Annotated in this window: 23 protein-coding genes; 10 read left to right on the top strand and 13 right to left on the bottom strand. The window is 73.0% G+C overall.

Features of this window, described 5'->3' with window-relative positions:
• The first annotated feature begins 111 nt into the window (after positions 1 to 111).
• Positions 112 to 1,143, top strand: a complete 1,032-nt coding sequence (locus tag IE94_RS41125) for a methyltransferase domain-containing protein (RefSeq protein WP_245235286.1) — start codon at positions 112 to 114, stop codon at positions 1,141 to 1,143.
• A gap of 21 nt (positions 1,144 to 1,164) precedes the next feature.
• Here the strand turns inward: IE94_RS41125 and IE94_RS0119775 are convergent, their stop codons facing one another.
• The gene (locus tag IE94_RS0119775) at positions 1,165 to 1,749 is read right to left on the bottom strand and encodes a recombinase family protein (RefSeq protein WP_030186123.1); all 585 of its coding nucleotides are present in this window, start codon (positions 1,747 to 1,749) and stop codon (positions 1,165 to 1,167) included.
• A gap of 190 nt (positions 1,750 to 1,939) precedes the next feature.
• Entirely contained in the window at positions 1,940 to 3,268 is a 1,329-nt protein-coding gene (locus IE94_RS38200) for a hypothetical protein (RefSeq protein ID WP_157849364.1), read from the bottom strand.
• A 371-nt stretch (positions 3,269 to 3,639) separates the two neighbouring features.
• On the opposite strand from IE94_RS38200, the gene IE94_RS41550 reads away from it, so the two are divergent.
• The gene (locus tag IE94_RS41550) at positions 3,640 to 3,765 is read left to right on the top strand and encodes a hypothetical protein (RefSeq protein WP_280922703.1); all 126 of its coding nucleotides are present in this window, start codon (positions 3,640 to 3,642) and stop codon (positions 3,763 to 3,765) included.
• Positions 3,766 to 3,785: 20 nt separating this feature from the next.
• A complete protein-coding gene (locus IE94_RS35825) occupies positions 3,786 to 4,646 on the top strand; it encodes a hypothetical protein (protein ID WP_245235285.1) in 861 nt (286 codons plus the stop codon).
• 21 nt (positions 4,647 to 4,667) lie between these two features.
• Here the strand turns inward: IE94_RS35825 and IE94_RS0119755 are convergent, their stop codons facing one another.
• Positions 4,668 to 5,873: a flavin-containing monooxygenase gene (locus IE94_RS0119755; RefSeq protein ID WP_030186121.1), complete on the bottom strand. Its 1,206-nt coding sequence runs from the start codon at positions 5,871 to 5,873 to the stop codon at positions 4,668 to 4,670.
• Between the two features lie 99 nt (positions 5,874 to 5,972).
• Here IE94_RS0119755 and IE94_RS0119750 point away from each other — a divergent pair, with 99 nt between their 5' ends.
• The gene (locus IE94_RS0119750) at positions 5,973 to 6,590 is read left to right on the top strand and encodes a GNAT family N-acetyltransferase (protein WP_030186120.1); all 618 of its coding nucleotides are present in this window, start codon (positions 5,973 to 5,975) and stop codon (positions 6,588 to 6,590) included.
• 10 nt (positions 6,591 to 6,600) lie between these two features.
• Here the strand turns inward: IE94_RS0119750 and IE94_RS0119745 are convergent, their stop codons facing one another.
• From IE94_RS0119745 to IE94_RS0119735, 3 genes are all read right to left on the bottom strand, one after another.
• Complete coding sequence (locus IE94_RS0119745) at positions 6,601 to 7,269, bottom strand: pyridoxine/pyridoxamine 5'-phosphate oxidase (RefSeq protein ID WP_030186115.1); 669 nt, start codon at positions 7,267 to 7,269, stop codon at positions 6,601 to 6,603.
• 35 nt (positions 7,270 to 7,304) lie between these two features.
• Positions 7,305 to 7,730 carry a pyridoxamine 5'-phosphate oxidase family protein gene (locus IE94_RS0119740; RefSeq protein WP_030186111.1) on the bottom strand — a complete coding sequence of 142 codons (426 nt, stop codon included), beginning with the start codon at positions 7,728 to 7,730 and terminating at the stop codon, positions 7,305 to 7,307.
• A 291-nt stretch (positions 7,731 to 8,021) separates the two neighbouring features.
• Positions 8,022 to 8,669 carry a TetR family transcriptional regulator gene (locus IE94_RS0119735; RefSeq protein WP_063829720.1) on the bottom strand — a complete coding sequence of 216 codons (648 nt, stop codon included), beginning with the start codon at positions 8,667 to 8,669 and terminating at the stop codon, positions 8,022 to 8,024.
• A 123-nt stretch (positions 8,670 to 8,792) separates the two neighbouring features.
• On the opposite strand from IE94_RS0119735, the gene kbpA reads away from it, so the two are divergent.
• From kbpA to IE94_RS0119715, 4 genes are all read left to right on the top strand, one after another.
• A complete protein-coding gene (kbpA, locus tag IE94_RS0119730) occupies positions 8,793 to 9,569 on the top strand; it encodes an AfsK-binding protein KbpA (RefSeq protein WP_063829719.1) in 777 nt (258 codons plus the stop codon).
• 233 nt (positions 9,570 to 9,802) lie between these two features.
• Positions 9,803 to 12,211: a protein serine/threonine kinase AfsK gene (gene afsK / locus IE94_RS0119725; protein ID WP_030186100.1), complete on the top strand. Its 2,409-nt coding sequence runs from the start codon at positions 9,803 to 9,805 to the stop codon at positions 12,209 to 12,211.
• Between the two features lie 107 nt (positions 12,212 to 12,318).
• Entirely contained in the window at positions 12,319 to 12,867 is a 549-nt protein-coding gene (locus tag IE94_RS0119720; RefSeq protein ID WP_030186095.1) for a hypothetical protein, read from the top strand.
• Positions 12,864 to 13,745, top strand: a complete 882-nt coding sequence (locus IE94_RS0119715; RefSeq protein ID WP_030186090.1) for an aminoglycoside phosphotransferase family protein — start codon at positions 12,864 to 12,866, stop codon at positions 13,743 to 13,745. The genes IE94_RS0119720 and IE94_RS0119715 overlap by 4 nt, the downstream gene beginning before the upstream one ends.
• Positions 13,746 to 13,815: 70 nt before the next feature.
• Here the strand turns inward: IE94_RS0119715 and afsS are convergent, their stop codons facing one another.
• The 4 genes from afsS to IE94_RS0119695 all read right to left on the bottom strand — a co-directional run bounded on the left by afsS (position 13,816) and on the right by IE94_RS0119695 (position 19,310).
• A complete protein-coding gene (afsS, locus tag IE94_RS0119710) occupies positions 13,816 to 14,007 on the bottom strand; it encodes a regulatory protein AfsS (protein WP_030186088.1) in 192 nt (63 codons plus the stop codon).
• A 211-nt stretch (positions 14,008 to 14,218) separates the two neighbouring features.
• Complete coding sequence (gene afsR, locus IE94_RS0119705) at positions 14,219 to 17,191, bottom strand: SARP-family global regulator AfsR (protein ID WP_030186085.1); 2,973 nt, start codon at positions 17,189 to 17,191, stop codon at positions 14,219 to 14,221.
• Between the two features lie 93 nt (positions 17,192 to 17,284).
• Positions 17,285 to 17,704 (bottom strand): nitroreductase/quinone reductase family protein, encoded by a 420-nt coding sequence (locus tag IE94_RS0119700; RefSeq protein WP_030186083.1) that lies wholly within the window; start codon positions 17,702 to 17,704, stop codon positions 17,285 to 17,287.
• Between the two features lie 70 nt (positions 17,705 to 17,774).
• Complete coding sequence (locus tag IE94_RS0119695) at positions 17,775 to 19,310, bottom strand: CehA/McbA family metallohydrolase (protein ID WP_030186080.1); 1,536 nt, start codon at positions 19,308 to 19,310, stop codon at positions 17,775 to 17,777.
• 199 nt (positions 19,311 to 19,509) lie between these two features.
• Between IE94_RS0119695 and IE94_RS0119690 the strand changes: the two genes are divergently transcribed.
• Together IE94_RS0119690 and IE94_RS0119685 are read left to right on the top strand one after the other, a co-directional pair.
• Complete coding sequence (locus IE94_RS0119690) at positions 19,510 to 22,113, top strand: bifunctional FO biosynthesis protein CofGH (protein ID WP_030186077.1); 2,604 nt, start codon at positions 19,510 to 19,512, stop codon at positions 22,111 to 22,113.
• A gap of 130 nt (positions 22,114 to 22,243) precedes the next feature.
• A complete protein-coding gene (locus IE94_RS0119685) occupies positions 22,244 to 22,807 on the top strand; it encodes a hypothetical protein (protein WP_030186075.1) in 564 nt (187 codons plus the stop codon).
• A 1-nt stretch (position 22,808) separates the two neighbouring features.
• Here IE94_RS0119685 and IE94_RS0119680 read toward each other — a convergent pair whose 3' ends face one another.
• From IE94_RS0119680 to IE94_RS0119670, 3 genes are all read right to left on the bottom strand, one after another.
• Entirely contained in the window at positions 22,809 to 23,318 is a 510-nt protein-coding gene (locus IE94_RS0119680; protein ID WP_030186073.1) for a DUF2165 domain-containing protein, read from the bottom strand.
• Positions 23,319 to 23,403: 85 nt separating this feature from the next.
• The gene (locus tag IE94_RS0119675; RefSeq protein ID WP_030186071.1) at positions 23,404 to 24,489 is read right to left on the bottom strand and encodes a tyrosine-protein phosphatase; all 1,086 of its coding nucleotides are present in this window, start codon (positions 24,487 to 24,489) and stop codon (positions 23,404 to 23,406) included.
• Positions 24,490 to 24,539: 50 nt separating this feature from the next.
• Entirely contained in the window at positions 24,540 to 24,740 is a 201-nt protein-coding gene (locus IE94_RS0119670; RefSeq protein ID WP_030186069.1) for a DUF397 domain-containing protein, read from the bottom strand.
• Positions 24,741 to 24,869 lie beyond the last annotated feature (129 nt).

Here is a 24,869-nt window from a genome sequence, read left to right as displayed (position 1 = left end):
CGGGGGACCCCCCGTTACTGGCCTGATGCCACCGTGCGTGTGCCCCAGGTGCAGGGGTGGGCGACATGACCGGAGCACCACGGAACCCCACCTACGTGGAGGCAAGCCAGCATGAGCACGGCAGTAGTGATCCGCGACCCGAAGGCGTACGTCACGCCGGACGTGTGGGAGCGGGAAGTAGCCCTCCTCCTCCGCAACCCGGAGAACACGCGCGAACTGGCCGATGCCAAGTTCGGACAGGCCATCGCCTACCTGGTCACGTGCGGCGAGAACCCGGATCTTCTCATGGGCCCGTCTGAGCAGGTGGACGAGGCATGGCACTCGTTCATGCTCGACTCGATCCCGTACCACCACTTCACCAGCCGGCACTTCGGCCGGTACATCCACCACGTTCCGGAACTTCCGGGCACGACGGCCGGGGTCCAGTGCGTCAGCGACGACAAGGCGAAGCAGGACGGCCACGACCGCAAGAGCGGCGGCCCGCTCGTTCTGGAGCAGACGATCAAGGCCATCAAGGCGGCCGGGTTCGAGATCGACGCCGACTCGGTGGAGAGTAAGCCGCGCAGGACCGTGAACGCCAAGGGTGAGACGACCTGGCTGAACTGGACCCAGTACGCCGATCACGGGCCGAACGAGAGCGTTCTGGGCCCTGTGGCCGGACGCCGGGTGCTGGAACTCGGCTCGGGGAGCGGTGGCAACCTCGCGCACCTCGTGACGCTTGGCGCGACCGGTCAAGGAGTGGACATCGCCCCCGCTCGCGAGACGGTCGCGCGGGAGCGGTGGGGCAATTTGCCGGGCCTTGAGTTCCGTACGGCGGAGGCGACGGCGTTCCTGAAAGAGACGGACGAGACATTCGATGTCGTGCTCTCGATCTTCGGTGCCGTGTGGTTCGTCGATCCGGACACCCTGCTCCCGCTGATCCGCTCGCGTATGGCGCCGGGCGGCATCCTGGCCTTCTCGCATTTGCCCCCAGGCAGCCAGGGGCCCAAGCCTGCCAAAGCCGGACTGCGGCACGACCGCACCCCGGATGAGTGGGCGCGCATTCTGACGGGGCACGGCTTCTCTGACGTGTGCGTGTCTCTGATCGACCCGCCCGAGGGCAGGTACGCGGGCACGATGCTTGTCTGCGCCTTGGCGGCCTGACCGCTCGGCTGTGCGCCTGTCTCAGGCGCTCTCTCCGAGGTGGCGGTACAAGGTGGCACGGGAGATCCCGAGAGCCTTGGCGATGGCGCTCACACTCTCGCCCCTCGCCTTCCGGGCACGGGCCACAGTCAGTACGTCGTCATCGACTACGGTCGGCCGTCCGCCGGTACGCCCCTGCGCCTTGGCTGCGTCGAGTCCTGCGCGGGTGCGCTCCTTGGTGAGGCTGCGCTCAAACTCCGCCATGGCTGCGACCACCTGAAGCATGAGACGGCCGTCGGCCGTACCGGGGTCGATGTTGGCCAGCGCACCCGTGAGCACCTTGAACCCGATGCCCCGCTCTCGAAGGCTGTCGACCATGGTCACCAGGTCGATGAGCGACCGGGCGAACCGGTCGAGCTTCCACACGCACAGCGTGTCGCCGGGTCTGGCGTAGTCCAGTGCGGCCGTGAGCTCGGGCCGGTTGATGTTCTTCCCGCTGGCCTTGTCCTCGAAGATGCGGGCGCAGCCCGCGGCCGTCAGTGCGTCGCGCTGGAGCTGTGCTTCCTGGTCATCGGTCGAGACGCGGGCGTAACCGATGAGCTGGCCTGCGATCGTGTTCGTCGTCACGGCCGGGACTGTCTCAGAACTCGTCTCCATACGTCAACCCTGAGGCGGGGGTTTCGAGACGGGTTTTGAACAGCGCTGCGCTCCCTTCGGGGGTGCTTGTCGTCTCGTCTCACAAACCTTGGTTTACGAGACCCATTGCCGTGATCGCTGTTCACTACAGCTGTCGGCCTGCCGACAGCTTGCGAATCCGTCACTTTCGGTCGGCGCCTCTCAACACATCAATCAGGTCCATCGGATGCGTCAGCCTGTGCCTGAAGAACCAGGAGCCGGCCAGCAACAGGGCCAGGCCGACCAGGAGACCGTTGGCTTCCTCCGGCAGGTTGACCAGCGACGCCGCAACCAGGGCCCCGACGCCGAACGCACCGACGCCCAGGAGGCGCAGCCACTCGTAATCGGTGGCGGCCTCCACGGTGTCGACGTCATCCAGGAGTTGTCCGATGCGCCCTTCCGCGTACCGCTCGGCGATGGTGAGTAACATGTCGGCCAGTTCTTGGAGGACCATGCCGATGTCGGGATCGGTGTACTGGCGAGCTTCGACCGTGCGAAGAGCCCCGATCACCTTTGAGGCGTGGGTCTTGAGAGCGTGACGCTGTCGCGCGCGTTCTGACCAGGAGTTGTATGCGCTTCCGGTTCGCCAGGCATTCCGGATGACGTATTCGGCACGGCGAACAGACACTCGCGGCGTGTTCAGCGGGGAGCCTTGGCCCCATGCGCGCCAGGTGCGAGCGCAGTCGGCGGCGGTGAGCAGTAGCACCACAACGGGCCTGTAGCGGGCCTCGTCATCGACGGTGGCGGGATGCCGGGCGCGACGTGGTGGGCGCTGTCGACCTGAGTTCTCCGGCGGGATCTGTCGTGCCCCGTTCGTCACGGCGATTGCGAACGGGTAGAGCGCCTTGAGTGCCAGGAGGATCGTGAGGATCAATACGAGGTAGGTCAGCGGCGTGAAGATCCCCCAGGAGGGGGCAAGGGACCAGAGTTGTTCGATAGCAGACACTCCGTCCGTCACTTTGTGAATGATCCATGCGGTGGCGTCCTTCATGCCTCTGAAGAGTGCGCTCAGAGGGTCTGGCGGCGGAGCGTCTGGCCTGTGGCTGTGCCCGGAGCCGCTGGTGGCATCGCGTGGCAGGTCATCGTCGTACTTCGGCGGGTTGCGGATGAAGTCGACGATCGCTTCAAGGTTCGCCGTGCAGTAGACGAGGATCAGGAGACCGAGCGCCCGGGCTGGGATGGCCCACAGGGCGGCTCGCCACCACTTGAAGGCGGCTTCCGCGATGAGGGGGCGTGACCGCAGGCCGCTGTCCGGGAGAGTTTCGGCGATGACGGGGGCGACCTGGCTGATCATGCGGCCCATGAGCGTGCTGACGAGGTCGTCGTGGCGGGCCCGTATCGCAACCCTCGTGCGGCGTAACCAACGTCGTATCGGAATCCGCACCCAGCGCAACAGCCATCGCTGGAAGGGGACGTAGGAGAACGCGAAGAGCAGGACCGCGCAGCCCAGCAGGAACAGGAGGCTACGCACGAGGGCGAGGGCAGGTGGCATGGCTACAGGCACGTGGACCATCTTGCCGACGGCAACCACAGGGGCCACGCCTTTCCTCCGAGGGGCGTATCGGTCGGCGGAGAATGGGTGGGGTATGACCCCCTGAGCACGTCGTGGCGCACCGCCGGGTCTTACCGGCTCAAATCCTGCCACGGTTTCAGGCCCTTTCAGGGGGGCGGGTACACCAGGCCGACTGCGGCGTAGGGCCTGGTTGAAGGCTTGTGCTGCCTCCTTGGTGACGGCGAAGGAGTGCACAGAACGAAGCCTTACGTCCTTGCCTGTGGGGCGCGGCAGCGCTCCCCTTGGGCTTGCTCCTGTCGGCCCCTGCGGGGCCGCACTGTCGTAGAGGCGTGGCCCGCGACCGCTTCGGCTCCTACGACGTGGTGTGGATCGCCTCCGGCGCCCTGTGCGCGGCGGCGGCGCTGATGGCCCTGGTGATCCGTCGGCGCCCGGCTCCGGTGGCAGCGGTGTCATGAGCTGGTCGTAGGGTGCGGGCATGGGGTGGGAGACAGGGCCCGGGCCCGCCGGGCGCGGGCGCCCGACGTGGTCGTCCGAGGAGTGGAGCCGGGCCGCGGCGCTGTGCGCGGCGCAGTTTCCGGCCGTCGGGCTGTGGGCGTTCATCCTCGCGTCGAGCGCGGACGACTACGGCGCGTACGGCGGCGCGCTGGGGGTCGCGTGCCTCCTGGTGACGGCGCCGGTGGTCGTGCCCTGCCTCGGCCTGGTGCATGCCACGCTGCACATCATGCCGACCGCCGTCCTGGCCCGCCTGCGACCACCGCACTGGCGGGGGCCCGAGTGGATCTGGCACTTGGCGGCGTCCGTGTCGCTCGGCGCGGGCGCGGCGGTGGCGGCCCGGACCTGGTGGGGCGCACCCCTCGTGGAGACCGCCGCCTGGCTCACCGGCATCGGGGTACTGCCCGTCCTCGGGCTGGCGTACCTGCGCGGGCGGCGGTGGGAGCGGGGCATCTGGTGGCGTTCGGCCGGCGCCGGCGTGGTCCTGGCCGTCCTGACCGGCCTGGCCGGCCTCGCCCTGATCGACGACTACACCCCTCCCCGACTCTCCGCCGGGCAGCTCGCCGGCTCCTGGCGCGGTGCGGAGGGGGCCGTGCTCACGCTGCGCCCGGACGGTACGGCGGAGGCGAGCCGGATGCCGGTCTCGTCAGGAGCGATCGGCGGGGGGACGGCGTGCGACGGGCTCGGCACGTGGGCCCTCGTACGGGCGGGAGAGGACGACCGGTATCGCGACGGTCCTCGTCCACCTGGACGGCGACTGCGGGCGGGAGTCGGACTGGACGATCGGCGGCACCGAACAGGACCCCGAACTTTTCGTGCTCCTCGGCGACCCGGACGCCGGTGACCTGCGCATCCTCACCCGGGACTAGCCCGGCAGCCGCGACACCGTCCCCGCCTCCCGCTTCGCCACCGCCCCGGCGATCCGCTCCGCGTCGATCGCCAGCTCGCGCAGCATGCCGCTGATCGGGTTGGTGAACCCGGTGAAGTACAGGCCCGGGGCGCCGGCCGGGGTGCGGCGTCCGTGGGCGACCGGGCGCCCGGTGCCGTCGAGGACCCCGAGGTGCCCGACCAGCCCCTCCAGGCCCCGCCGGTACCCCGTGGCCGCGATCACCGCGTCCGGGGCGATGCGGGTGCCGTCGGCCAGCAGGACCTTGCCGTCCTCGAACCCGTCCATCGCGGCGACGACCTCCACCCGGCCGGAGCGCACCGCGTCGATCAGGCCCACGTCCTGCACGGGGAGGGCACCCTCGGCCACCCGGCTGTAGAGCCCGGTACCGGGGCGCGGCAGACCCTGCGCCGACAGGTCGGGCACGCTGATCCGGGCCAGCGGCCGGGCCAGCCGGTCCACCAGCGCGACCGGCAGCCGCCGGCACAGGACGCCGGTGTACTGGGCGGCCCACCCGGCGGTCGAGCGGCGGACGATGTGCGGCGCCGTGCGGACGGCGAGCCGGACCCGGGCCGCCCCGCCCTCCACCAGGTCCACGGCGATCTCGGCGCCGGTGTTGCCCACCCCGACCACCAGGACGTCCCGGCCGGCGTAGGGGGCCGGGGTGCGGTACTCGGCGGCGTGCCGGAACTCGCCGGTGTACGTGTCCCGGCCGGGCCAGTCGGGCACGCGCGGGGTGTGGTTGTGGCCGGTGGCGACCACCACCGCGGCGCCGGTCAGCTCCCGTCCCCCGGCGGCGTGCAGCAGCCAGCCGGTCCCGTCGGGCGTGCGCTCGACGCGGAAGACCTCGACGCCGGTGACGATCTCCAGCTGGTGGTGCTCGGCGTACTTCTCCAGGTACCGCACCACGTCGTCCCGGGCCACCCACCGGCCGAAGCGGCGCGGCATCGGCAGGCCGGGGAGCGAGGAGAGGCGGCGGGTGGTGTGCAGCCGCAGCCGGTCGTAGTGGCGCCGCCAGGAGGATCCGACGTGGTCGGCCCGTTCCAGGACGACGGCCCGCAGACCGCGGGCGCGCAGCGCGTGGGCGACGGCGAGACCGCCGGGACCGGCGCCTATGACGTACACGGGTCGGCCCGCGGGGTGAGCGGGCCGCTGCGGTTCAGCGGACGCGGTGGAGTCGGCCATGCGGCGAGCGTAATCGCGCCCCCGGTTGATGGGTTGCGGTCAAGACCGGAATCGGTTGCGGATCGGTCACGGCCGGGGCCGGTCGGCTTCAATGGCCGGATGGGCCACACACGCATGTACACCCTCGATCCCTCCCTCGCCCACCACGCGCCCCGCGGGCACGGACTGCGCCTGCTCCCCTGGGACGCCGCCTCCGACGCCGACGCGGAGACCTGGCTGCGCGGCTGCCTGGACCCCGAGTTCCAGCGCTGGAACACGCCGCTCAAGCTGTGGACCGACCTCGCCGGGGCCCGCGAGTCGCTGCGCGGACGGGCGCGGGACGCGGCGGACGGCAGGTCGGCGTCGTTCCGGATCACGGACGACGAGAGCGGTACGACGCTGGGGCACGTCGGCCTGAACGAGATCAGCCGGCGGATGAAGGTGGCCCGGGTCGGCTACTGGGTGCTGCCCGAGGCCCGGGGCCGGGGCGTCGCCACCCGGGCCCTGCTCCTCGCCTCCCGCTGGTCCTACGCCGAACTCGGCCTGCACCGCCTGGAGCTGGGCCACGCCGTGGGGCACGAGGTCTCCTGCCGGGTCGCCGAGCGGAGCGGCTACCGCGCCGAGGGCATCCTGCGCGAGGCGATGTTCGAGGCGGGTCGGCACGACGCGTTCCGGGACGTCCATCTGCACGCCCGGCTGGCGACGGACGAGGAGCCGGCACCGCCCGAGGCGCGGTGAGCGCCGCGGTTCACGGCCACAGCAGCCGCCGGTCCCAACCCCCGTCCTGCGCGCGCCGGTAGGCCAGTCGTACGTGCCGCCGACGGGCCTCACCCTGGAAGAACTCCACCTCGGCGGGGCGCAGCCGGTACAGCGTCCAGGACGCCACCGGGGCGTCCGGTTCCCGCTCGGCCCGTTCCCAGGCGGCCTCCGAGGCGCGGGCCAGCTCGTCCGTCGAGGCCAGCTCCGCGCTCTGCCGGCCGGTGAGCGCGGCGGCCAGCGCGCCGGTCGAGCGCGCGTGCAGATCGGCCCGCGCCTCCTCGGCCGGGGCGAGGGCCACCGGTCCGCGCAGCCGTACCTGGCGGCCCAGCACCGGCCAGTAGAAGGCGAGGGCGGCGTACGGGCGGGCGGCGAGGTGGCGGCCCTTGCGGCTGTCGGCGTGGGTGGCGAAGGCCCAGCCGTCCGCGTCGGCGCCGTGCAGCATCACGACGCGCACGTCCGGCAGGCCCTCGGCGTCCGAGGTCGCCAGCGACACCGTGTGCGGCTCGCGCTCGCCGGCCGCGACCGCCTCGGCGAACCACCGGGTGAACAGCTCCAGCGGGTCGCCGGGGGCGTCGGCCGGGTCGAGGGGCGGCAGTTCGCTGACCGCGGGGTCCCACACCCGCAGCGACCTCAGCAGTTCGGGGAGATCGGTTTCCATGCCCCGATTGTCGTCCGGTCGGCGGTGCCCGCCGCTCACACGGAGCCGAGGTCGGAGGAGACCCAGCGCTCGGGGCGCATCCGGACGACGACCTGCTCGCCGTGGTTCGCCGTGGCGAAGGCGACGTAGCCCTCGACCTTCTCGGCCGGGAGGTAGCGCGCGGTCATCTCCCGCAGGTGCTCCTCCGTCGCGGTGACCGTCTCGACGACCGGCCCCTCCACCGACACGTAGCGGATGGTGGGCTCCAGCCGGTCGACCATCAGCGAGAACCGGCCCGCCTTGCTGATCAGTTCGTTCTCGCGGCTGTCCAGGCCCGTCATGATCCACACCTCGCCGCCGGGCGCGTACTGGTACCAGATCGGCACCGTCAGCGGGGCGCGGCCCGCCCCCGCGTCCACCGCGAGCGCGGCGGTGTGCGGCTCGGCCAGGAACGTCTCACGCTCTTCGCGGGTCAGGGCCACGGCGGTCTCCTCCGGCGGATGCGGATGCGGATGCGGTGCGGGTACGGATGCTGAGCACAACGTCGGCCGGGCGGGCGGCTGTTCCCGGCCGGGGGCCGTGGCGGGGCCGAACTTCGAGGCGCTGGACGTCGTGCCGGAGCGGCCGGAGGGCCGGGACACGGGCGCCGAGTTCGAGCGGGCGGCCGACGGGGCGGCGAAGGGCCGAAGGACCGCTGGAGACCTGGGGGCCCTGCGGAGGTGCGGTGGGCGGCGACGCGGCGGAGCGGAGATGACAGGCTGCCGCGCGGCGTGCTACTTGGTGGGCTTCTTTCCGGTGATGCCGAGATACGTCAACAGGGCGAGATGCGGCTTGAGTTCCGCCTGTTTCACGCCCCAGGAAGAGAATCCCTTCTGGTGCGAAGCGGCGGCCGCGAGCATGACGACCAGTGACCCGGCGATCGCCGCGGGGTTCACGTCCTTGTCGACCTTGCCCTTTGCCTGAAGATCCGCGACGGAATCCGTGAGGGGGGAATTCACCGAGTTAAGGATCTTCATGCGGATTTTGGCGAATCGCTTGTCGCCCTCCGCCGCGCCGAGATCGACCACGCGCAGAATCGCGTCGTTCTTCCGCCAGAACTCCAGGAATCCGTCGACGAGTTCCTGTGCGGTCTGCCAGCCGGCCTTGCCGACCCACGAGCGGCCCGCCGTCAGTTCGGCCAGCGAGGAACTCTCACCGGCCATGCGCTCGGCGATCTCCAGGACGGCGCCCTCGACGTCCGGGAAGTACTGGTAGAAGGTCGCGGGCGACGTGCCCGCCTTGCGGGCGACATCGATGACTTTGACATCGCGATAGGGGGAGGAGCTGAGCATTTCGCTGAGGCAGTCGAGCAGTTTCTGCCGGGTCGCCTGCCCACGTCGACCGGCCACGCGGCCGTCGACGGTACGCACTTGTCCTGTCATGCCGTCAGCTTACCGACGGGTGATCCGAGCGCGATTCGGCCGACTGCAAATGGGGTGTGAGGGCGGAGAGAGGCTGGTGCGCCTGGTCTGCGCGGTGCGGGCGGCGCGGTTATTTTTGAGGGCATGGCCGAAAACGGGGCATTCGAGAAGAGGTCGTCACGGTCGCCGGACCGTCCGTCCGCACGCCGGGAGGGCGTCCCCTGCTGGGTGGACGCACAGCTCTCCGACGTGGAGGCGGGCAGGCGTTTCTACGGCGAGCTGTTCGGCTGGACCTTCCAGGACGCGCGGGAGGCGGAGCGGGCGGCGGGGGAGTCCGTACGGGCGTGCCTGGACGGCGAGCCGGTCGCCGCGCTGGTCCGCAAGACGGACGGCCGGATGCCCACCGTGTGGTCCGTGTACTTCCACACCCCCGACGCCGCCGCCCTGACCGAGCGGATCCGGGCGGGCGGCGGCCAGGTCGTCACCCCGCCGCACCCGGTCGGCGACCTCGGCACCGCCGCCCTCGCCGCCGACCCCGACGGCGCGGTCTTCGGGCTCTGGCAGCCGGGCCGCCGGGCCGGCTTCGGGCGCCGGCACGAGCCGGGCACCTTCGCCTGGGCCGAGCTGTACACCCGGGACACGGAGGCCGCCAACGCCTTCTACGGCGGCCTGTTCCACGACGCGCTCTTCGGCCCGGACGCGTCCCCCGACTTCGGCCGCGCCCGGGTCTCGGACGTCTTCGCCGCCGAGATGCCGCCGCACTTCCTCGTCCACTTCCTGGTCGAGGACGTGGACGAGACCCTCGCCGCGGTGACCCGGCTCGGCGGCCGGGTGCGGGTGCCGTCCTTCGAGACGTCGTACGGGCGGGTGGCGGTGGTCTCGGACGGCCAGGGAGCGTCGTTCGCGCTGCTCCACCGCTGAACGGCGGCTGCGGCGCCGAACGGGGCCGGGAACGGTGGCGCGACGGAACACCGGCGTGCGGGTTCTTTGCCCGTATTCAGGCTGGACACCCCGATTGTCGCCAGGTTCGCCACCAGCGCCTCGGACAGGAAGAATCGGGGTGCGTGGCGCCACGGAGGTGCGGTGGTGAGACGCTGCACTTCGGTCGCGGACATATGTGGGTGGCGCGGCCCGTACGGGGAGGTGGCAGGCAAGTGGTGGATCAGCTGACGCAGCACGATCCGCGGCGGATCGGGCCGTTCGAGGTGCTGGGGCGGCTCGGCGCCGGCGGCATGGGGCTGGTCTATCTCGCGCGCTCGGCGTCCGGGCGGCGCGTGGCGATCAAGACGGTGCGCACGGAACTGGCGGAGGACCAGCTGTTCCGCGTCCGCTTCACCCGCGAGGTGGAGGCGGCCCGCGCGGTCTCGGGCTTCTACACGGCGGCCGTGGTCGACGCCGACCCGCGCGCCGCGGTGCCGTGGCTGGCCACGGCCTACGTACCCGCACCCTCCCTCGAGGAGATAGTGAACGAGTGCGGGCCGCTGCCGGCCCAGGCGGTGCGCTGGCTGGCCGCGGGCGTCGCCGAGGCCCTCCAGTCGATCCACGGCGCGGGCCTGGTCCACCGCGACCTGAAGCCCTCCAACGTTCTCGTCGTCGAGGACGGCCCCCGCGTGATCGACTTCGGTATCGCGTCCGGCGTCTCGAACACCCGTCTGACCATGACGAACGTCGCCGTCGGCACCCCCGCCTACATGTCCCCGGAGCAGGCGAAGGACTCCCGCAGCGTCACCGGCGCCAGCGACGTGTTCTCGCTCGGCTCGATGCTGGTCTTCGCCGCCACCGGACACCCGCCCTTCCACGGCGCCAACCCGGTCGAGACGGTCTTCATGCTGCTGCGCGAGGGGCCCGACCTGGAGGGTCTGCCCGAGGAGCTGCGCCCGCTGATCGAGTCCTGCATGCAGATGGAGGCCACCGGCCGCCCCAACCCCGCCGACCTCCAGGCCCAGCTCGCCCCGCACCTCTTCGGCTCCGGCTCCGACGACAGCGGTACGGCCTCGGCGTGGCTGCCCGAACGGGCCGTGGGCCTGATCGAGGGGCGCCGCAACGGCCGCCCGGCTGCCAAGCCCGCCACCACGGCCGGCGGCCGCGGCCCGGGCCCGTCCGGCGCCCGCGCCCCCGTCCACGCGCCCCCGCTGCCGCCCCCGCCCGCGCACGACCCCGTCGTACCGGCGCCGCCCGCGCACGGCCCGGCGGTACCCGCCCCCGTCGGCGCCCCCGTCGGCGGCCCCGACGGCGGCCCGGTCCGGCTGCCCGGCGCGGCGGTGCCCATCGGCCCGGGCCCGCGCGTCGCCGACATGCGCGCCGCCGCCGTCGCCGCGCCCCCGCCGGAGTCCGCGCTCGCCGCGTCCTGGTCCCGCCCGCGGCCCGGCGTCAACGGCGCCGACCCCGCCGTGCCGGCCCCGTCGTCCCCCGCACCCCCGGAGGCCTCGCCGGCCGGGTGGCGCCCCTGGCGGTTCCGGATGTCCAACGACGTCTGGGGCACGCCGCGGGTCGCCGAGGACCTGGTCTACGTCACCTCCTTCGAGGTGCACGCCCTGGACGTGGGCACCGGCCGCCGCCGCTTCAAGACCCGGGACGTCGCCTGGTCGATGGCGGTCGCGGACGGCCGTATCCACGCCTCCGACGGCCCCACCCTCTTCGCCCTGGACGCCTGTGAGGGCGGCGACCTCTGGCGCGTCCAGACGGACGCCTGGGTGTACTCGCTCCGGGCCGAGCGCGGCACCGTGCTGACGGCCACCCGCGGCGGCGGCGTCCAGGCCTGGGAGGCCTCGACCGGGCAGAAGCTGTGGGAGGTCACCGGCGCCCAGAGCGACTTCGAGTCCCCCGAGGCCGGCGCCGCGCTGCACGACGGCACGGCGTACGTCTGGCAGGACGCCCGCCTGCGGGCCCTGGACGCCCGTACCGGCGAGGAGAGATGGTCGTACCCGATCGGCGACGCGGCCTCCTGTGGCGGCGTCCCGGTCCGCCTCGGCCAGGCCCCCGACGGCTACGTGTACGTCGCGGCCGGCACCCGGGTGCTCGCCCTGGAGGTCGCCTCCGGCCACGTCCGCTGGCACTTCGAGGCCCCGGCGGTCTTCCTGGCCCCGCCCGCCTTCGTGCCGGGCCCGGCGGTGACCGGCGGCGGCGTCTACCTCGCCGACTACCTCGGCACGGTCTACGCCCTCGACGCCACCGACGGCCGCGACCGCTGGCGCATCGCCACCGAGGCCCGCTCCTCGACCGACCCGGTCCTGGTCGCCGCCGGCCACGTCCACGTGGGCAGCGGCAAGGGCCTCTACACGCTGGACGCGGTCACCGGCACCCCCAAGTGGCGCTTCCAGGCGGGCGGCGACATCGTGGGCGCTCCCGCGGTCGCCGAGGGCCGCATCCACTTCGGGTCGTCGGACCACCTGCTCTACACGCTGAAGGCCGACGACGGCCGCCTGCGCTGGAAGCTCGCCACCGGCGGCGAGATCACCGGCTCCCCGGTCGTCCGCGACGGCATCGTGTACGCGTGCAGCAAGGACCGCTGCGTCTACGCCCTGGACGCGGAGAAGGGCACGGGGACGGCCCGCACGACGTGAGGCGGCGCACCGCGGGAGGCGGCGCTCGGCGTGAGGCCGCGTGCGGCGTGAGGGGCCGTGCCCGGTCGGTGACGTGTCCGTGACATCCGCGCACTAGCGTGATCGTCATGACGACACGGGGGCGCGCACTCAGGTTCACGGCGATCTCGGCACTGGTGGTCCTCAGCCTGACCGGCTTCTCCACCGGCCGCCACGGTCACGGGGGCGACGGGGGCGGGGGCGGTTGCAGCAGCTCCGGCCAGGACCACGACGGCTCGTCGTCCACGTCGGGCGGCCAGGACGCCTACAAGGACGACGACGACACCTACGGCACCGGCGGCAGCGGCCACCACGACTACGACGACGACACCTACGACGACACGGGCAGCGGCGGCAGCGGCGGCACCGGCGAGCCCGAGGCCGCCATGCTGACGCTGGTCGACTGCGCCGAGAAGTCCGTGCCGTACGCCACCGTCGAGGTCACCAACCCCAACGCCGTCGAGTACACCTTCCCCGTCAGGGTCCTCTTCAAGGACGCGGACGGCACGACCCTCACCGAGGGCAGCGAGGAGGTCACCGTCCCCGCGGACGGTGTGGCCGCGGTCCGGGTCCCCTTCGACGGCTCCGGCGCCCCGGACCACTGCGAGCTGGACCACACCGTCACGGCACCGCTGTGACCCCGCCGGAGGGCGGCCCGCACATCGACACGGCTCTGGTCGGACGGCTGGTCGACGCGCAGTTCCCGCAGTGGTCGCGGCTCCCGCTCGAACGGGTCGAGCCGGCCGGTTCCGACCACGTGATCCACCGGCTCGGCGACGAGTTGTCCGTCCGGCTGCCCCGTCACGCGGGGGCCCGCGGGCAGGCCGCCAAGGAGTTCCGGTGGCTGCCCCGGCTCGCCCCGCACCTTCCGCTGGCCGTCCCGGTGCCCGTGGCGGTGGGCGAGCCCGGCTGCGGGTACCCGTGGCCGTGGGCGGTGTCCCGCTGGCTTCCGGGCGAGGCGGCGACCGTGGCGGCGCTGGGGGACTCGGCCGACGCCGCCGGGGAACTGGCGGGCTTCCTGACCGCCCTCCAGCGGTCCGAAGCACCCGAGGGCCGCGCCGGGGCCGAGCTCGCCGACCGCCCCCTGTCCGAGCGGGACGGTGCGACACGGGAGGCGATCGCGCGCACCGACGGCGTGTTCGACGCGGGGGCGCTCACCGGCCTGTGGAACGAGGCGATGTCCGCCCCCGCCTGGGACCGGCCCCCGGTCTGGTTCCACGGCGACTTCCACACCGGGAACCTGCTGACCGTCGACGGCCGCCTCAGCGCCGTCATCGACTTCGAGGGGCTGGGCCGCGGCGACCCGGCCCGCGACCTGATGATCGCCTTCACCCTGATGACGCCCGCGACCCGCGGCGTCTTCCGCGACGCGCTCGGCGTGGACGACGCCACCTGGACGCGGGGGCGCGGCTGGGCCCTGGCCACCGGTCTGAACGCCCACGTGGCCCATGCCGCCGCGGATCCCCGGGTCGCCGCGCAGACCACCCGGCAGATCACCCAGGCCCTCCTCGGCTGAGGCCGGACACACGTCGGCCGCGGCGGCTCCCCTCCGCGCCGCCGCGGCCGATCCCCGTGTGGAGGAAGGTCTACTTGCCGTCGCCGTCCAGGTCCAGGGCGGGCGGGGCCGGCATGTGGTTGTCCAGCGTGGTGATCGTGTCCTTCGCCGGCTCGCTCGGCATGTGGTTGTCGAGCGTCGTGACGGACTCTTCCGTCGCCGGCGGAGTGGGCATGTGGTTGTCCTGCGGTGTGGCGTCCGCGTCCTTCATCTTGTCGCTCATGGACTTCGCTCCTCATGGGTCGTGACGAGGTAGCAACGCCCGTCCGGAAGCTCCCCCGTAGGCTGCCGGACGGGCGTGCGGAGCCGCACACTAACGGGTGGGCTCGGTCGTCATCCGTCTGCCCCCCGACGCGACGGTCTGACGGAGATGACAGTGCCAGGCGGAGATAAACGAACGCTGAACGCCGCCCCCCGCGGGCCGGCGGGCGGGTTCAGCGCGCCGCGGTGCGGGCCAGCAACGCGCGTACCTCGCCGGCCTCCTGGGCGTCGTGCTGCTCGTAGAGGCTGAGCGCCTCGCGCCAGCACGCCCGCGCGCGGTCCGCCTGGCCCAGGGCGGACAGGGCGCGTCCCAGGAGGGCCAGGACGTTGCCCCGCATCCGGTCGCCCCCGATGCACCCCAGGGCCAGGGCCTGCTCGGCGTTCTGCGCCGCGGCCGAGGGCCGTCCGGCGTCCAGGTGCACCTCGGCGAGGCGGAAGTTCGTCGCGCCCTCCCACAGGCGCTGGCGGTGGTCACCGAAGAGGTCCAGCGCCTCGGCGAACTCGCCGAGCGCCTCCTCGTGGCGACCCGCCCTGGTCAGGGCGACCCCCAGCGCGAAGTGCCCGTTGGCGAGCCGCATGGTGCGGCCCAGCTCCGCGTACACCGCGAGTCCCTGCCGGGCGATGTCGACGGCCGCCGCGACGTTCCCCATGCCCAGCTGGGCCCGGGAGAGGTTCGACAGCGCGGACGCCTCGCCCGCGCGGTTGTCCGTGGCCCGGAAGCCCGCGATGGCCTGGTGGAAGAAGCCCTTGCCCTCGCCGTACCGGCGCTGGTGCAGGCAGACCAGGCCCCGGTTGTTGGCGACCCAGCTGACCGCGGCCGAGTCGTCCACGGAGCCCGCCAGCCGCATGGCCAGCCGGGCCTCCTCCTCGGCGTGCCGGATGCGGCCGGACACCAGCAGCACGTCGCTGAGCACCGTGCGGGCCCGTCCTTCGGCGCGGGTGTCCGCCGCGGAACCGGTGGCGTCGCACATCGCCCTGGCCGTCGCCTCGTACTGGTGGGAGTTCGCGCCGGACTCGGTGAGGTCCTTGGCCGCCCACAGCAGGTCCACCGCCCGCCGCAGCCTGGGCGTGCCGGCGGACTGCCGCACGCTCGCCAGCAGCGGCGCCGCCTCGGTGTACAGCCAGTCCAGGGCCGCCGAACCCTCGGTGAACGTCAGCCCCGGGTACTCCGTCGGCTCCAGGCCGTCCACCAGCCGGTCCCCGGGGCGCTCGATGGCGTAGACCCCCGCCGCCGTCGCCAGGTAGAAGTCCAGCAGCCGCGACAGGGCCGCCTCCCGCTCGCTCGGCGGGTTCTCGTCCCGTTCCGCGCAGGCGCGCGCGTAGAGGCGGACCAGGTCGTGGAAGCGGTAGCGGCCCGGAGCCGCCGATTCGAGCAGCGAGGTGTCCACCAGGGACTCCAGGAGGTCCTCCGTGTCCTCCGCCGGGAGGTCCAGGACGGCCGCCGCTGCGGCCAGGGAGATGTCCGGGCCGTCGGCCAGGCCCAGCAGGCGGAAGGCGCGGGCCTGGCCCGGTTCCAGCTGGCCGTAGCCCAGTTCGAAGGTGGCCTCGACGGCCTGGTCGCCCGCCTGCAACTCGTCCAGCCGGCGCCGCTCGTCCGCCAGCTTGGCGGCCAGGACCGAGACGGTCCACGTGCGGCGGGCGGCCAGCCGGGACGCGGCGATGCGGATCGCCAGCGGCAGGAAGCCGCACGCGCCGACCACGTCCAGCGCCGCCTCCCGCTCCGAGGCCACCCGTTCCTCGCCCACGATCCTCGTGAAGAGGGCCAGCGCCTCCTCGGGCGACATCACGTCCAGGTCGACCAGGTGCGCCCCGGCGAGGTCCACCATCCGCACCCGTGCCGTCACCAGCGCCGCGCAGCCGTCCGTGCCGGGCAGCAGGGGCCGTACCTGGGCGGCGTCGCGGGCGTTGTCGAGCAGGACGAGGACACGGCGGCCGTCCAGGACGGAGCGGTAGAGGGCGGCGCGCTCCTCCAGGGAGTCGGGGATGGCCGAGTCGGCCGTGCCCAGGGCCCGCAGGAAGGAGCCCAGCACCGTCTCCGGCTCCGCGGACCGCGCGCCCGCGCCCTGGAGGTCGACGTACAGCTGCCCGTCCGGGAAGGCGGCCCGCGCCTGGTGGGCGACGTGCACCGCGAGGGTCGTCTTGCCGACGCCGCCGATGCCGGCCAGCGCCGAGACCGCCATCACGCGGCCCGTCGTCGGCTCCCCGGACGCCGCGGACAGGACCTCGCTCAGCTCGCGGACGAGGGTCGCCCGGCCGGTGAAGTCGGGGACCGTCGCCGGCAGTTGCGCCGGACGGACGGTGGCCGTGACCGTCTCCGAGGCCGGTGCCGGGGGCTCGGCCAGGCCCGGGTCGGCCTGGAGGATGCGCTGCTGGAGCTCCTGGAGGCCGGGGCGCGGGTCGACGCCCAGCTCGTCGGCGAGCAGCCGGCGCGTGTCCGCGTAGACGGCGAGGGCCTCCGCCTGGCGGCCACTGCGGTACAGGGCCAGCATCAGCAGCTCGCGCAGGCGCTCGCGCAGGGGGTGGGCCGCCGTGAGCGCCGTCAGCTCCGAGACCGCCTCGGCGTGGCTGCCCTGTTCGAGGTCCAGGTCGAGGCGGGTCTCCAGGAGCTGGAGCCGCCATTCGCCGAGCCGCACGCGCTGGGTCTCGGCGTAGGGGCCCGGCACTCCGGCCAGTACCTCGCCGTCCCACAGGGCCAGCGCGCGGCGCAGCAGGTCACGGGCGTGGCCGAGGTCCCCGGCGGTCCTGGCCTTCTCGGCCAAGGCGGCCAGGTCCTGGGCCGTGGCCAGGTCCAACGCCCCCTCGGCCAGGCCCCGTACGGCGTACCCGCCGGACTCGCTGACCAGCACGCCGGGGTCGAGGACCTTGCGCAGCCGGGACGCGTAGGTCCGCACCGCCGCCAGCGCCTGCGACGGCGGTTCCTCGCCCCACAGGGCGTCGATCAGCTCGGCCGCGGTGGCCGTACGGCCCTCGCGCAGCAACAGGGCGGCCAGCAGCGCGCGCTGCTGGGGGGAGCCGGTGGCCAGCGGCTCCCCGTCCCGCCAGGCGCGCACCGGACCGAGCACACCGAAGCGCAATGCGCCCGACTCCTCCCCTTCCGCCGGGAATCCGGGGCGTCGCTGCACCGGAACCCGCGGTCCACCGTCCATGCCGTCCCCCTAGACATCCTGAGCAACCACGTCAGTTTGCCTTGTCCACGCGGACGACGTCAGCCGTGGGAGACGCCGATCACAGGTTCTTCATCAGCTTCCCCGCCTCTGCCCCTCCAGCTCCACCCGTACCGTCAGATGCCCCGTCCCCACGCCCATCGCCCGTACCGCCATGCTGTTGAGGCGGGGAAGGCGGCGCAGGCGGGCCAGCGGGTCGTCGTCGGGCAGGAGATGGGCCGTCCCCGGGTACCAGCGGCCCCGGATGCGCACCCGTACGCGCGGGTCGGCCCGGATGTTGCGGACGTACTGCGAGCGCTCGCCGAACTCCGAGACCAGCCAGAAGGAGTCGCCCTCCCGGCGGCCGCCCACCGGTGTGCGCCGGGGGAGGCCGGAGACGCGGCCGGTGGTCTCCAGGAGGGTCTGGCCGGGCAGCCGGCGCACGACGGCGTTCAGCCGGCGCTGGAAGGCCGTGACGGTCCGGTACTTCCGCTCGGGGTTCGGCGGTTTCGGCATCGTGGGTCCGCGCTCCGTCTCGCTCGGGGGCTCCGCGGCGCTGGTCCCGGAGCCCGGTGGCTCCTGGAGACTAACTCCCCAGGAAGATCGGGTTGGTGAACGCCGCCAGCGCCCCCGGCACCGGTCCCGCCGCCGCCTCGTGCCGCACCTCCGCCCGTACGTAGGCCGCGTACGAGGCGGTCGTGCGCCACTCCACCACGCCCGCGCCGGACACCGGCAGCGGGTCGCCGGTGAACAGCACGCCCTGGTCCGTGACGAGGCGCACCGTGCAGCGCGGGGCGCCCGTCACCTCCAGGCGGACGGTGACGGGGGTGTCTGCGTCCACGCGCAGCCGCTCGCCGATCCCGGCGTGTTCGCCCCGGCCGCCGGACGCGGTGAAGGACAGCGACACCCGCGACGACTCGGCCACGTACGACCGGCCCGCCCGGATGCCCTCCTGGATCGCCTCGCGGGTCAGGTCGTCGGCGAGGACGACGGTCTGCGGGCGGCCGATCACGTCGGGGGAGCGGTGGGAGTCGCTGCTGCCCATCGCCGGGATCCAGCCCCGGCCGCCGGGTCCCTCGCGCACGGCGGCGACCAGCATGCCGTCCCAGTCGGCCAGCGCCACCTCGTCGTCGGGCGTGTAGGCGCCGTTCCACACCTCGACCGCGTCCGCCTCGCCGAACCCGAACTTCCAGTTGCAGCCGATGCAGGTGGCGTGCGGGTGGGCCGGCACGACCAGGCCCCCGGCGCGGCGGATCTGCCGGGCGAACCGGCCGAAGCGGTTGTCGCGGGCCCGGTAGCGCCAGTCGACGAAGGTGCCGGGATCGGTGCCGAGGGCGACCACGTGGCCGTTGCGGGTCGTCACCTCCTCGCCGAGCAGGATCAGCAGGTCGTCCCCGGCCAGGCCGGCCCAGTGCGCGTGCGCCGAGGGCGTGTTGTGCTCGGAGGAGTTGATGAAGTCCAGGCCCGCCGCCCGCGCCAGCGCCGCGATCTCGGCGAGGGTGTAGCGGCCGTCGGAGTACTCGGAGTGCAGGTGGCAGTCGCCCCGGTACCAGGCCCGGCCGCGCCCCTTGGCCCGCTCGGGCGGGTAGACCGGCCGCGGGGCCTCGTCCTGCTCGCCGTAGGTCAGCGTGATGGTGATCTCGTAGGGCAGCCCCTGCGGTGCCACCGTGTACGGGCCGAGCGCGATGTGCCAGGTGCCCGGCCGCACCGGCCCGGGGAGGTAGCCCGGGGTGGCGTCGTCCGCGCGGACGAAGAACTCCGTGCGCGCGCCGCCCGACCAGCCGCGGAAGCCCCGGCCGCCGAGCTCCGTGCCGCGCTCGTCGAAGAGGCCGATGTCGAGCGCGTTGCCCTGGGTGCCGGCCGGGACGGTGGGGCGCTCGTAGGTGTAGGCGACGTGGATCTCGCTCACTCCGCGGGGGATGTCGACGGGGACGTACACGAAGTCGGGGGAGCCGGGCGGCAGGGTGCCGCGCACGGTCCTCGTGCGCCGTTCGCGGGGTGCCGCCGAGGCGAAGCTCACGCTTCCCAAGGTAAGCGCGGCGGCGGCTCCCGTCACGAACACCGCGCGTCTGCCGATCCCGGCGGTGTGCCCGTGGTCGTGCCCGTGGTCGTCCTCGCACATGCTGCTGCTCCCAGTGTCGTCGGTGACATGACATCGGTGACATGGCATCGGTGGTGCAGGGGGTGGCGCGTGCAACCCTCGTATTGAGCCGTGAACTCCCGGGCAAGGAAAGGGGTTCGGCGCATGGAGGGCCGGGAACCGTGCGGTGGGCGGCCGGAACGGACGCCCGGCTTGATCACGCCGCTCGTATGCTCGAAGGATGACGACTTCCGCGACCTCCGGAACCGGACCCGCCGATCCCGCCGGCCCCACCGAGAACTCCATGCGTCGCGCCCTCAAACGCGCCCGGGACGGCGTCGCGCTCGACGTGACCGAGGCCGCCGTGCTGCTCCAGGCGCGCGGCGAGCACCTCGACGCCCTCACCGCGTCCGCCGCCCGGGTCCGGGACGCGGGCCTGGAGGCGGCCGGGCGGCCCGGCGTCATCACGTACTCCAAGAGCGTCTTCATCCCGCTGACCCGGCTGTGCCGGGACAAGTGCCACTACTGCACCTTCGTCACCGTCCCCGGCAAGCTGCGCCGGGCGGGGCACGGGATGTTCATGTCCCCCGACGAGGTGCTCGACATCGCGCGCAAGGGCGCCGCCCTCGGCTGCAAGGAAGCCCTCATCACCCTCGGCGACAAGCCCGAGGACCGCTGGCCCGAGGCCAGGGAGTGGCTGGACGCGCACGGGTACGACGACACGATCGCCTACGTCCGCGCGATCTCGATCCGCATCCTGGAGGAGACGGGGCTGCTCCCGCACCTCAACCCGGGCGTCATGACCTGGACGGACTTCCAGCGGCTCAAGCCCGTCGCGCCCTCCATGGGCATGATGCTGGAGACCACCGCGACCCGCCTGTGGTCCGAGCCCGGCGGCCCGCACCACGGCTCGCCCGACAAGGAGCCCGCCGTACGGCTGCGCGTCCTGGAGGACGCCGGGCGCTCCTCGGTCCCCTTCACCTCCGGGATCCTCATCGGCATCGGCGAGACGTACGAGGAGCGGGCCGAGTCCCTCTTCGCGCTGCGCAAGGTCTCCCGCGCCTACCACGGCGTCCAGGAGCTGATCATCCAGAACTTCCGCGCCAAGCCCGACACGGCGATGCGCGGCATGCCGGACGCGGAACTGGACGAGCTGGTCGCCACGGTGGCCGTCGCCCGGCACATCATGGGCCCCTCGGCCTGCCTCCAGGCCCCGCCGAACCTGGTGGACGCGGAGTACGAGCGGCTGATCGGCGCCGGCATCGACGACTGGGGCGGCGTCTCCCCGCTCACCATCGACCACGTCAACCCCGAGCGCCCCTGGCCGCAGATCGACGAACTGGCCGCGAAGTCCCGGACCGCCGGGTTCGAGCTGCGGGAACGTCTCTGCGTGTACCCGGAGTTCGTCAAACGCGGCGAGCCCTGGCTGGACCCCCGGCTGCGCCCGCACGTGGCGGCGCTCGCCGACCCGGAGACCGGACTGGCGCGCGAGGACGCGGTGGTCGAGGGGCACGTGTGGCAGGAGCCGGACGAGGCGTTCACCGCCACCGGCCGCACCGACCTGCACGCCACCATCGACACCGAGGGCCGTACCTCGGACCGCCGCGACGACTTCGACGAGGTGTACGGCGACTGGGGCGCCCTGCGCGAGGCCGCCGCCCCCGGCATGGCACCCGAGCGCATCGACACCGACGTGCGCGCCGCGCTGGCCACGGCGGCGGACGACCCGACGCGGCTGACGGACGACGAGGCACTCGCCCTGCTGCACGCCGACGGCCCGGCGCTGGACGCGCTGTGCTCCGTCGCGGACGACGTGCGCAGGAGCGTCGTCGGCGACGACGTGACGTACATCGTCACCCGCAACATCAACTTCACCAACGTCTGCTACACCGGCTGCCGTTTCTGCGCCTTCGCCCAGCGCCGCACGGACGCCGACGCCTACACGCTCTCCCTCGACCAGGTCGCCGACCGCGCCCAGCAGGCCTGGGAGGTGGGCGCGGTGGAGGTCTGCATGCAGGGCGGCATCCACCCCGACCTGCCCGGCACGGCGTACTTCGACATCGCGCGGGCGGTCAAGGAGCGCGTGCCCGGCATGCACGTGCACGCCTTCTCGCCGATGGAGGTCGTCAACGGCGCGACACGCACCGGGATGTCGGTCCGCGAGTGGCTGACCGCGGCCAAGGAGGCCGGCCTCGACTCCGTACCCGGCACGGCGGCGGAGATCCTCGACGACGAGGTCCGCTGGATCCTGACCAAGGGCAAGCTGCCGGCGGCCACCTGGATCGAGGTGATCGAGACGGCCCACGAACTGGGCATCCGGTCCAGCTCCACGATGATGTACGGCCACGTCGACCAGCCCCGCCACTGGCTGGGCCACCTGCGCACGCTCGCCGGGATCCAGCAGCGCACGGGCGGCTTCACGGAGTTCGTGACGCTCCCCTTCATCCACACCAACGCGCCCGTGTACCTGGCGGGCATCGCACGGCCCGGCCCCACCCTCCGGGACAACCGCGCGGTGACGGCGATGGCCCGCCTCCTCCTGCACCCGCACATCCCCAACATCCAGACGAGCTGGGTGAAACTGGGCACGGAGGGCGCGGCGGAGATGCTCCGCTCCGGCGCCAACGACCTGGGCGGCACCCTCATGGAGGAGACGATCTCCCGCATGGCCGGCTCGTCCTACGGGTCGTACAAGTCGGTCAAGGACCTGATCGCGGTCGCGGACGCGGCGGGCCGCCCGGCGAAGCCGCGCACCACGCTCTACGGCCCCGTGCCCGAGGAGCGGCAGCGGGCGGCACGGGACTCGGACGGGCACCTGCCGCAGCTGCTGCCGGTGCTGGACTGAGGAGCCGCGGGCACCGGGGGCGCGGACGCCGGAGGACGCGGGCGCGCGCTTCGGGAGTACGGCGGGCGCGCAGTACGATGATCGGGCCCCCGGTGTGTCGGGGTTCTCGTAGCTGAGGAGATGCGTGCCCGTGCCAGCCCGACTTCCCTCATGGGCGTGGGTCTCCGGTCTGACCGTGGGGGCGATCGCGGCGGTGACCGTCCTGGCCATGCAGGCGGACCAGGGGCCCCATCCCACCGCCGTGGCGACGAAGCCGAAGCCGTCGGCGTCCGCGGACGCGCACCCCAAGCCCAGGGAGACCGCGCCGGCCCCGGTGCCGGAGGGCTCCGGCACCGGGCGGCGCGTCGTCTACTCGGTGGGCCAGGACCGGGTGTGGCTGGTCGACGCCAGCGACGCCACCCGCAGGTCCTTCAAGGTGTGGCCGGGCACGGTCGACCCGGATCCGGGCAAGTACAGCGTCGGCACCCGCCGCCAGGACCCGACGACGGGCTCCGACGGGGTGCGGATCGAGCAGATCGTGTACTTCGCCCAGGAGGACGGCGTCTGGCTCGCCTTCTCCAACGCCGTGGACGGCTCCTCCCCGCCGCCGCCCGCCGCCGGTGCCAAGACGGGCGGCATACGGCTGCCCAAGGCGGACGGCGACGCGCTCTGGGAGTTCGGCACGTCCGGCACGACGGTCAGCGTGGTGGCGTAGGTCACGGTTGTCCCGCGGTCTCCGTCCCGCCGGACGGCAGGTGCGCCACGATCAGCACGACACCGCTGAACAGGAGCACCCGGGTCGCCGCGTCCAGCCCGTTCCAGTCCTGCGACTGCCACATCGCGAACCACTCCCCGCCGATCGCGAGGAACCCGGCGCCGAAGAGCAGCATCAGCATGAGCGTGCCGTAGGTGGTGAAGCGCCGCGCGGGAGCGTGCTGCCGGCGTATCCAGAGCCAGGTGGCCCGGATCAGGACGAGCGCGGCCACGGTCTCCCACACGATGATCGCCACGTAGGCGGTGTCCTGGAGCCCCTTGCTCGTGATCGCCCGCCACATCAGGTCGTCGTCCTTGAACGTCGTGTCCATCGCGAGGACATGGTGCACGTACTGCTGGTTGCTGTCGAAGTCGGTGATGTTCCCGAGGGCCACGAGGGCGATGTAGAGGGCGAGGACCGCGGTGAGCACGGTGGAGGCGAGTAACAGGGTGCTGCGGGGGTTGTTGGTCATGGCAGCACTATCCCCAAGTCCCCGACCCCGCGCGCGGGTAGGGTCCGCGAACGTGCTCTGCGCGCAGCGTTCGCCGCCCTGCCGCTCAGCCCACCAGGAGGTCCTTCTTGAGCCGTCGCAGCTCCCGCGCGTCCAGGCCCAGCGCCTTCTTCTCGTACCCGGCGAAGGAGCCGTACGCGTGCTCGACCTCGTCGAAGCCGGAGTTCAGGTATGAGGCGCGTACGTCGAGCAGCGGCTTGTAGACCGCGGCCTGCCCGGCGGGCAGGGCGGCCAGAGCGGCGGCGTTGGCCTCGGCGCGGTACGCGTTGGAGGCCAGGTAGTCCGCCGTCACCGTCTCACGCGGCACGCCGAGCGCGGTGAGCAGGGCGGCACTGGCCCAGCCGGTGCGGTCCTTGCCCGCGGTGCAGTGGTAGAGGACGCCGTCGGGGTCGCGGACCAGGCCGGAGAACACGGCGGAGTAGGCGGCCTTCGCGGGCTCACCGCTGACCATGCTCTTCTCGCCCTCGATCATCATCTGCTCGGCCTCGGCGGCGGACGCCGGCATGGTGAAGACGGGCGAGTCGTCACCGGCGACGTTCGCCACGACGTACCGCACCCCCTCGGGCAGGCGGTCCGGGGCGGCGGAACGCTCCGACGCCGTGCGCAGGTCGTAGTCGACGGCGATGCCGAGCCGCTTCAGCTTCGCCAGGTCGGCGTCGGTGAGCTTGTCCAGGGAGTCGGTGCGGTACACCGCTCCCATCCGCACCCACTGCCCGTCCCTGGTGCGGTAGCCGCCCGCGTCACGGAAGTTGACCGCGCCGTCCAGCTCGATCAGCCGGTCGGCGAGCCGCAGCCGCTGCCCCCGGTCCGGTACCAGGTCGAACCACTGCCGGTCGGCGGCGGGCAGCCCCCGCACGGGGACCCGGCCGGTGGAACCGCCCACGGCGACGGTACGGCCGTTCGCCCGCACCGCGACCTGGCGGACCCCCGGCGCCCGCCAGGTGATCTCGTACCCGCCGTCGCCCCGCGCGGTCACCTCGGCGGCCGTGAACGGTATCTGCCGGGCCGGGTGTCCGGCATCCGCGTGGGGCGCGGCGGGGGCGGCCGTGGCCGCCGGGGCGGCGACACCGGCGAGGAGCGCGGTGGCCGACAGGACGCAGGCCAGGCTGACACGTGTCGTGTTGTTCGTCATGGCCGGGATCGTCCGGCCCACGGACGAGGATGCCGCTAACGGATCACGAACTAGGCCCGTCGGGCGGCTGTCGTGACGGTGAGCACGAACGCGGTCCAGGAGACGCCGGTGAAGGTGAGCCGGGCGGCGTCGGGAGCCTTGGAGTCGCGGACGTGGATGGTGGAGGTGGTGGGGGGTATCGCGATCTCGACGCAATCAGGGCCGTCGTTGCTGCTGTGGCTGCTCTTGAACCACTCCAGGTCGGAGGTCATGTCTCTTCTCCCATGACTTTTTCGATGAAGGTCAGTGAGCCTCTTTCATCCTGTGCTGGTGGGTGAAATGGGCTGGTCAGCGGGTGTGGTGACGAGACAGGGCCCCTTGTCGTTGGCGTGGTGATCTCA

Origin of the sequence: Streptomyces violaceorubidus, assembly GCF_000717995.1 — a bacterium.
GTDB classification, from domain to species: Bacteria; Actinomycetota; Actinomycetes; order Streptomycetales; family Streptomycetaceae; genus Streptomyces; species Streptomyces violaceorubidus.
Note: the sequence above shows the minus strand (reverse complement) of the source record. Positions and strands in the feature narration are given on the sequence as shown.

Excerpts from the sequence above, each read along its gene's own strand:
- IE94_RS41125 (WP_245235286.1), top strand. The coding sequence starts at position 112 with ATGAGCACGGCAGTAGTGATCCGCGACCCGAAGGCGTACGTCACGCCG.
- IE94_RS35825 (WP_245235285.1), top strand. The coding sequence starts at position 3,786 with ATGGGGTGGGAGACAGGGCCCGGGCCCGCCGGGCGCGGGCGCCCGACG.
- IE94_RS0119755 (WP_030186121.1), bottom strand. The coding sequence starts at position 5,873 with ATGGCCGACTCCACCGCGTCCGCTGAACCGCAGCGGCCCGCTCACCCC.
- IE94_RS0119750 (WP_030186120.1), top strand. The coding sequence starts at position 5,973 with ATGGGCCACACACGCATGTACACCCTCGATCCCTCCCTCGCCCACCAC.
- IE94_RS0119745 (WP_030186115.1), bottom strand. The coding sequence starts at position 7,269 with ATGGAAACCGATCTCCCCGAACTGCTGAGGTCGCTGCGGGTGTGGGAC.
- IE94_RS0119735 (WP_063829720.1), bottom strand. The coding sequence starts at position 8,669 with ATGACAGGACAAGTGCGTACCGTCGACGGCCGCGTGGCCGGTCGACGT.
- kbpA (WP_063829719.1), top strand. The coding sequence starts at position 8,793 with ATGGCCGAAAACGGGGCATTCGAGAAGAGGTCGTCACGGTCGCCGGAC.
- IE94_RS0119720 (WP_030186095.1), top strand. The coding sequence starts at position 12,319 with ATGACGACACGGGGGCGCGCACTCAGGTTCACGGCGATCTCGGCACTG.
- afsS (WP_030186088.1), bottom strand. The coding sequence starts at position 14,007 with ATGAGCGACAAGATGAAGGACGCGGACGCCACACCGCAGGACAACCAC.
- afsR (WP_030186085.1), bottom strand. The coding sequence starts at position 17,191 with ATGGACGGTGGACCGCGGGTTCCGGTGCAGCGACGCCCCGGATTCCCG.
- IE94_RS0119700 (WP_030186083.1), bottom strand. The coding sequence starts at position 17,704 with ATGCCGAAACCGCCGAACCCCGAGCGGAAGTACCGGACCGTCACGGCC.
- IE94_RS0119695 (WP_030186080.1), bottom strand. The coding sequence starts at position 19,310 with ATGTGCGAGGACGACCACGGGCACGACCACGGGCACACCGCCGGGATC.
- IE94_RS0119690 (WP_030186077.1), top strand. The coding sequence starts at position 19,510 with ATGACGACTTCCGCGACCTCCGGAACCGGACCCGCCGATCCCGCCGGC.
- IE94_RS0119680 (WP_030186073.1), bottom strand. The coding sequence starts at position 23,318 with ATGACCAACAACCCCCGCAGCACCCTGTTACTCGCCTCCACCGTGCTC.
- IE94_RS0119675 (WP_030186071.1), bottom strand. The coding sequence starts at position 24,489 with ATGACGAACAACACGACACGTGTCAGCCTGGCCTGCGTCCTGTCGGCC.
- IE94_RS0119670 (WP_030186069.1), bottom strand. The coding sequence starts at position 24,740 with ATGACCTCCGACCTGGAGTGGTTCAAGAGCAGCCACAGCAGCAACGAC.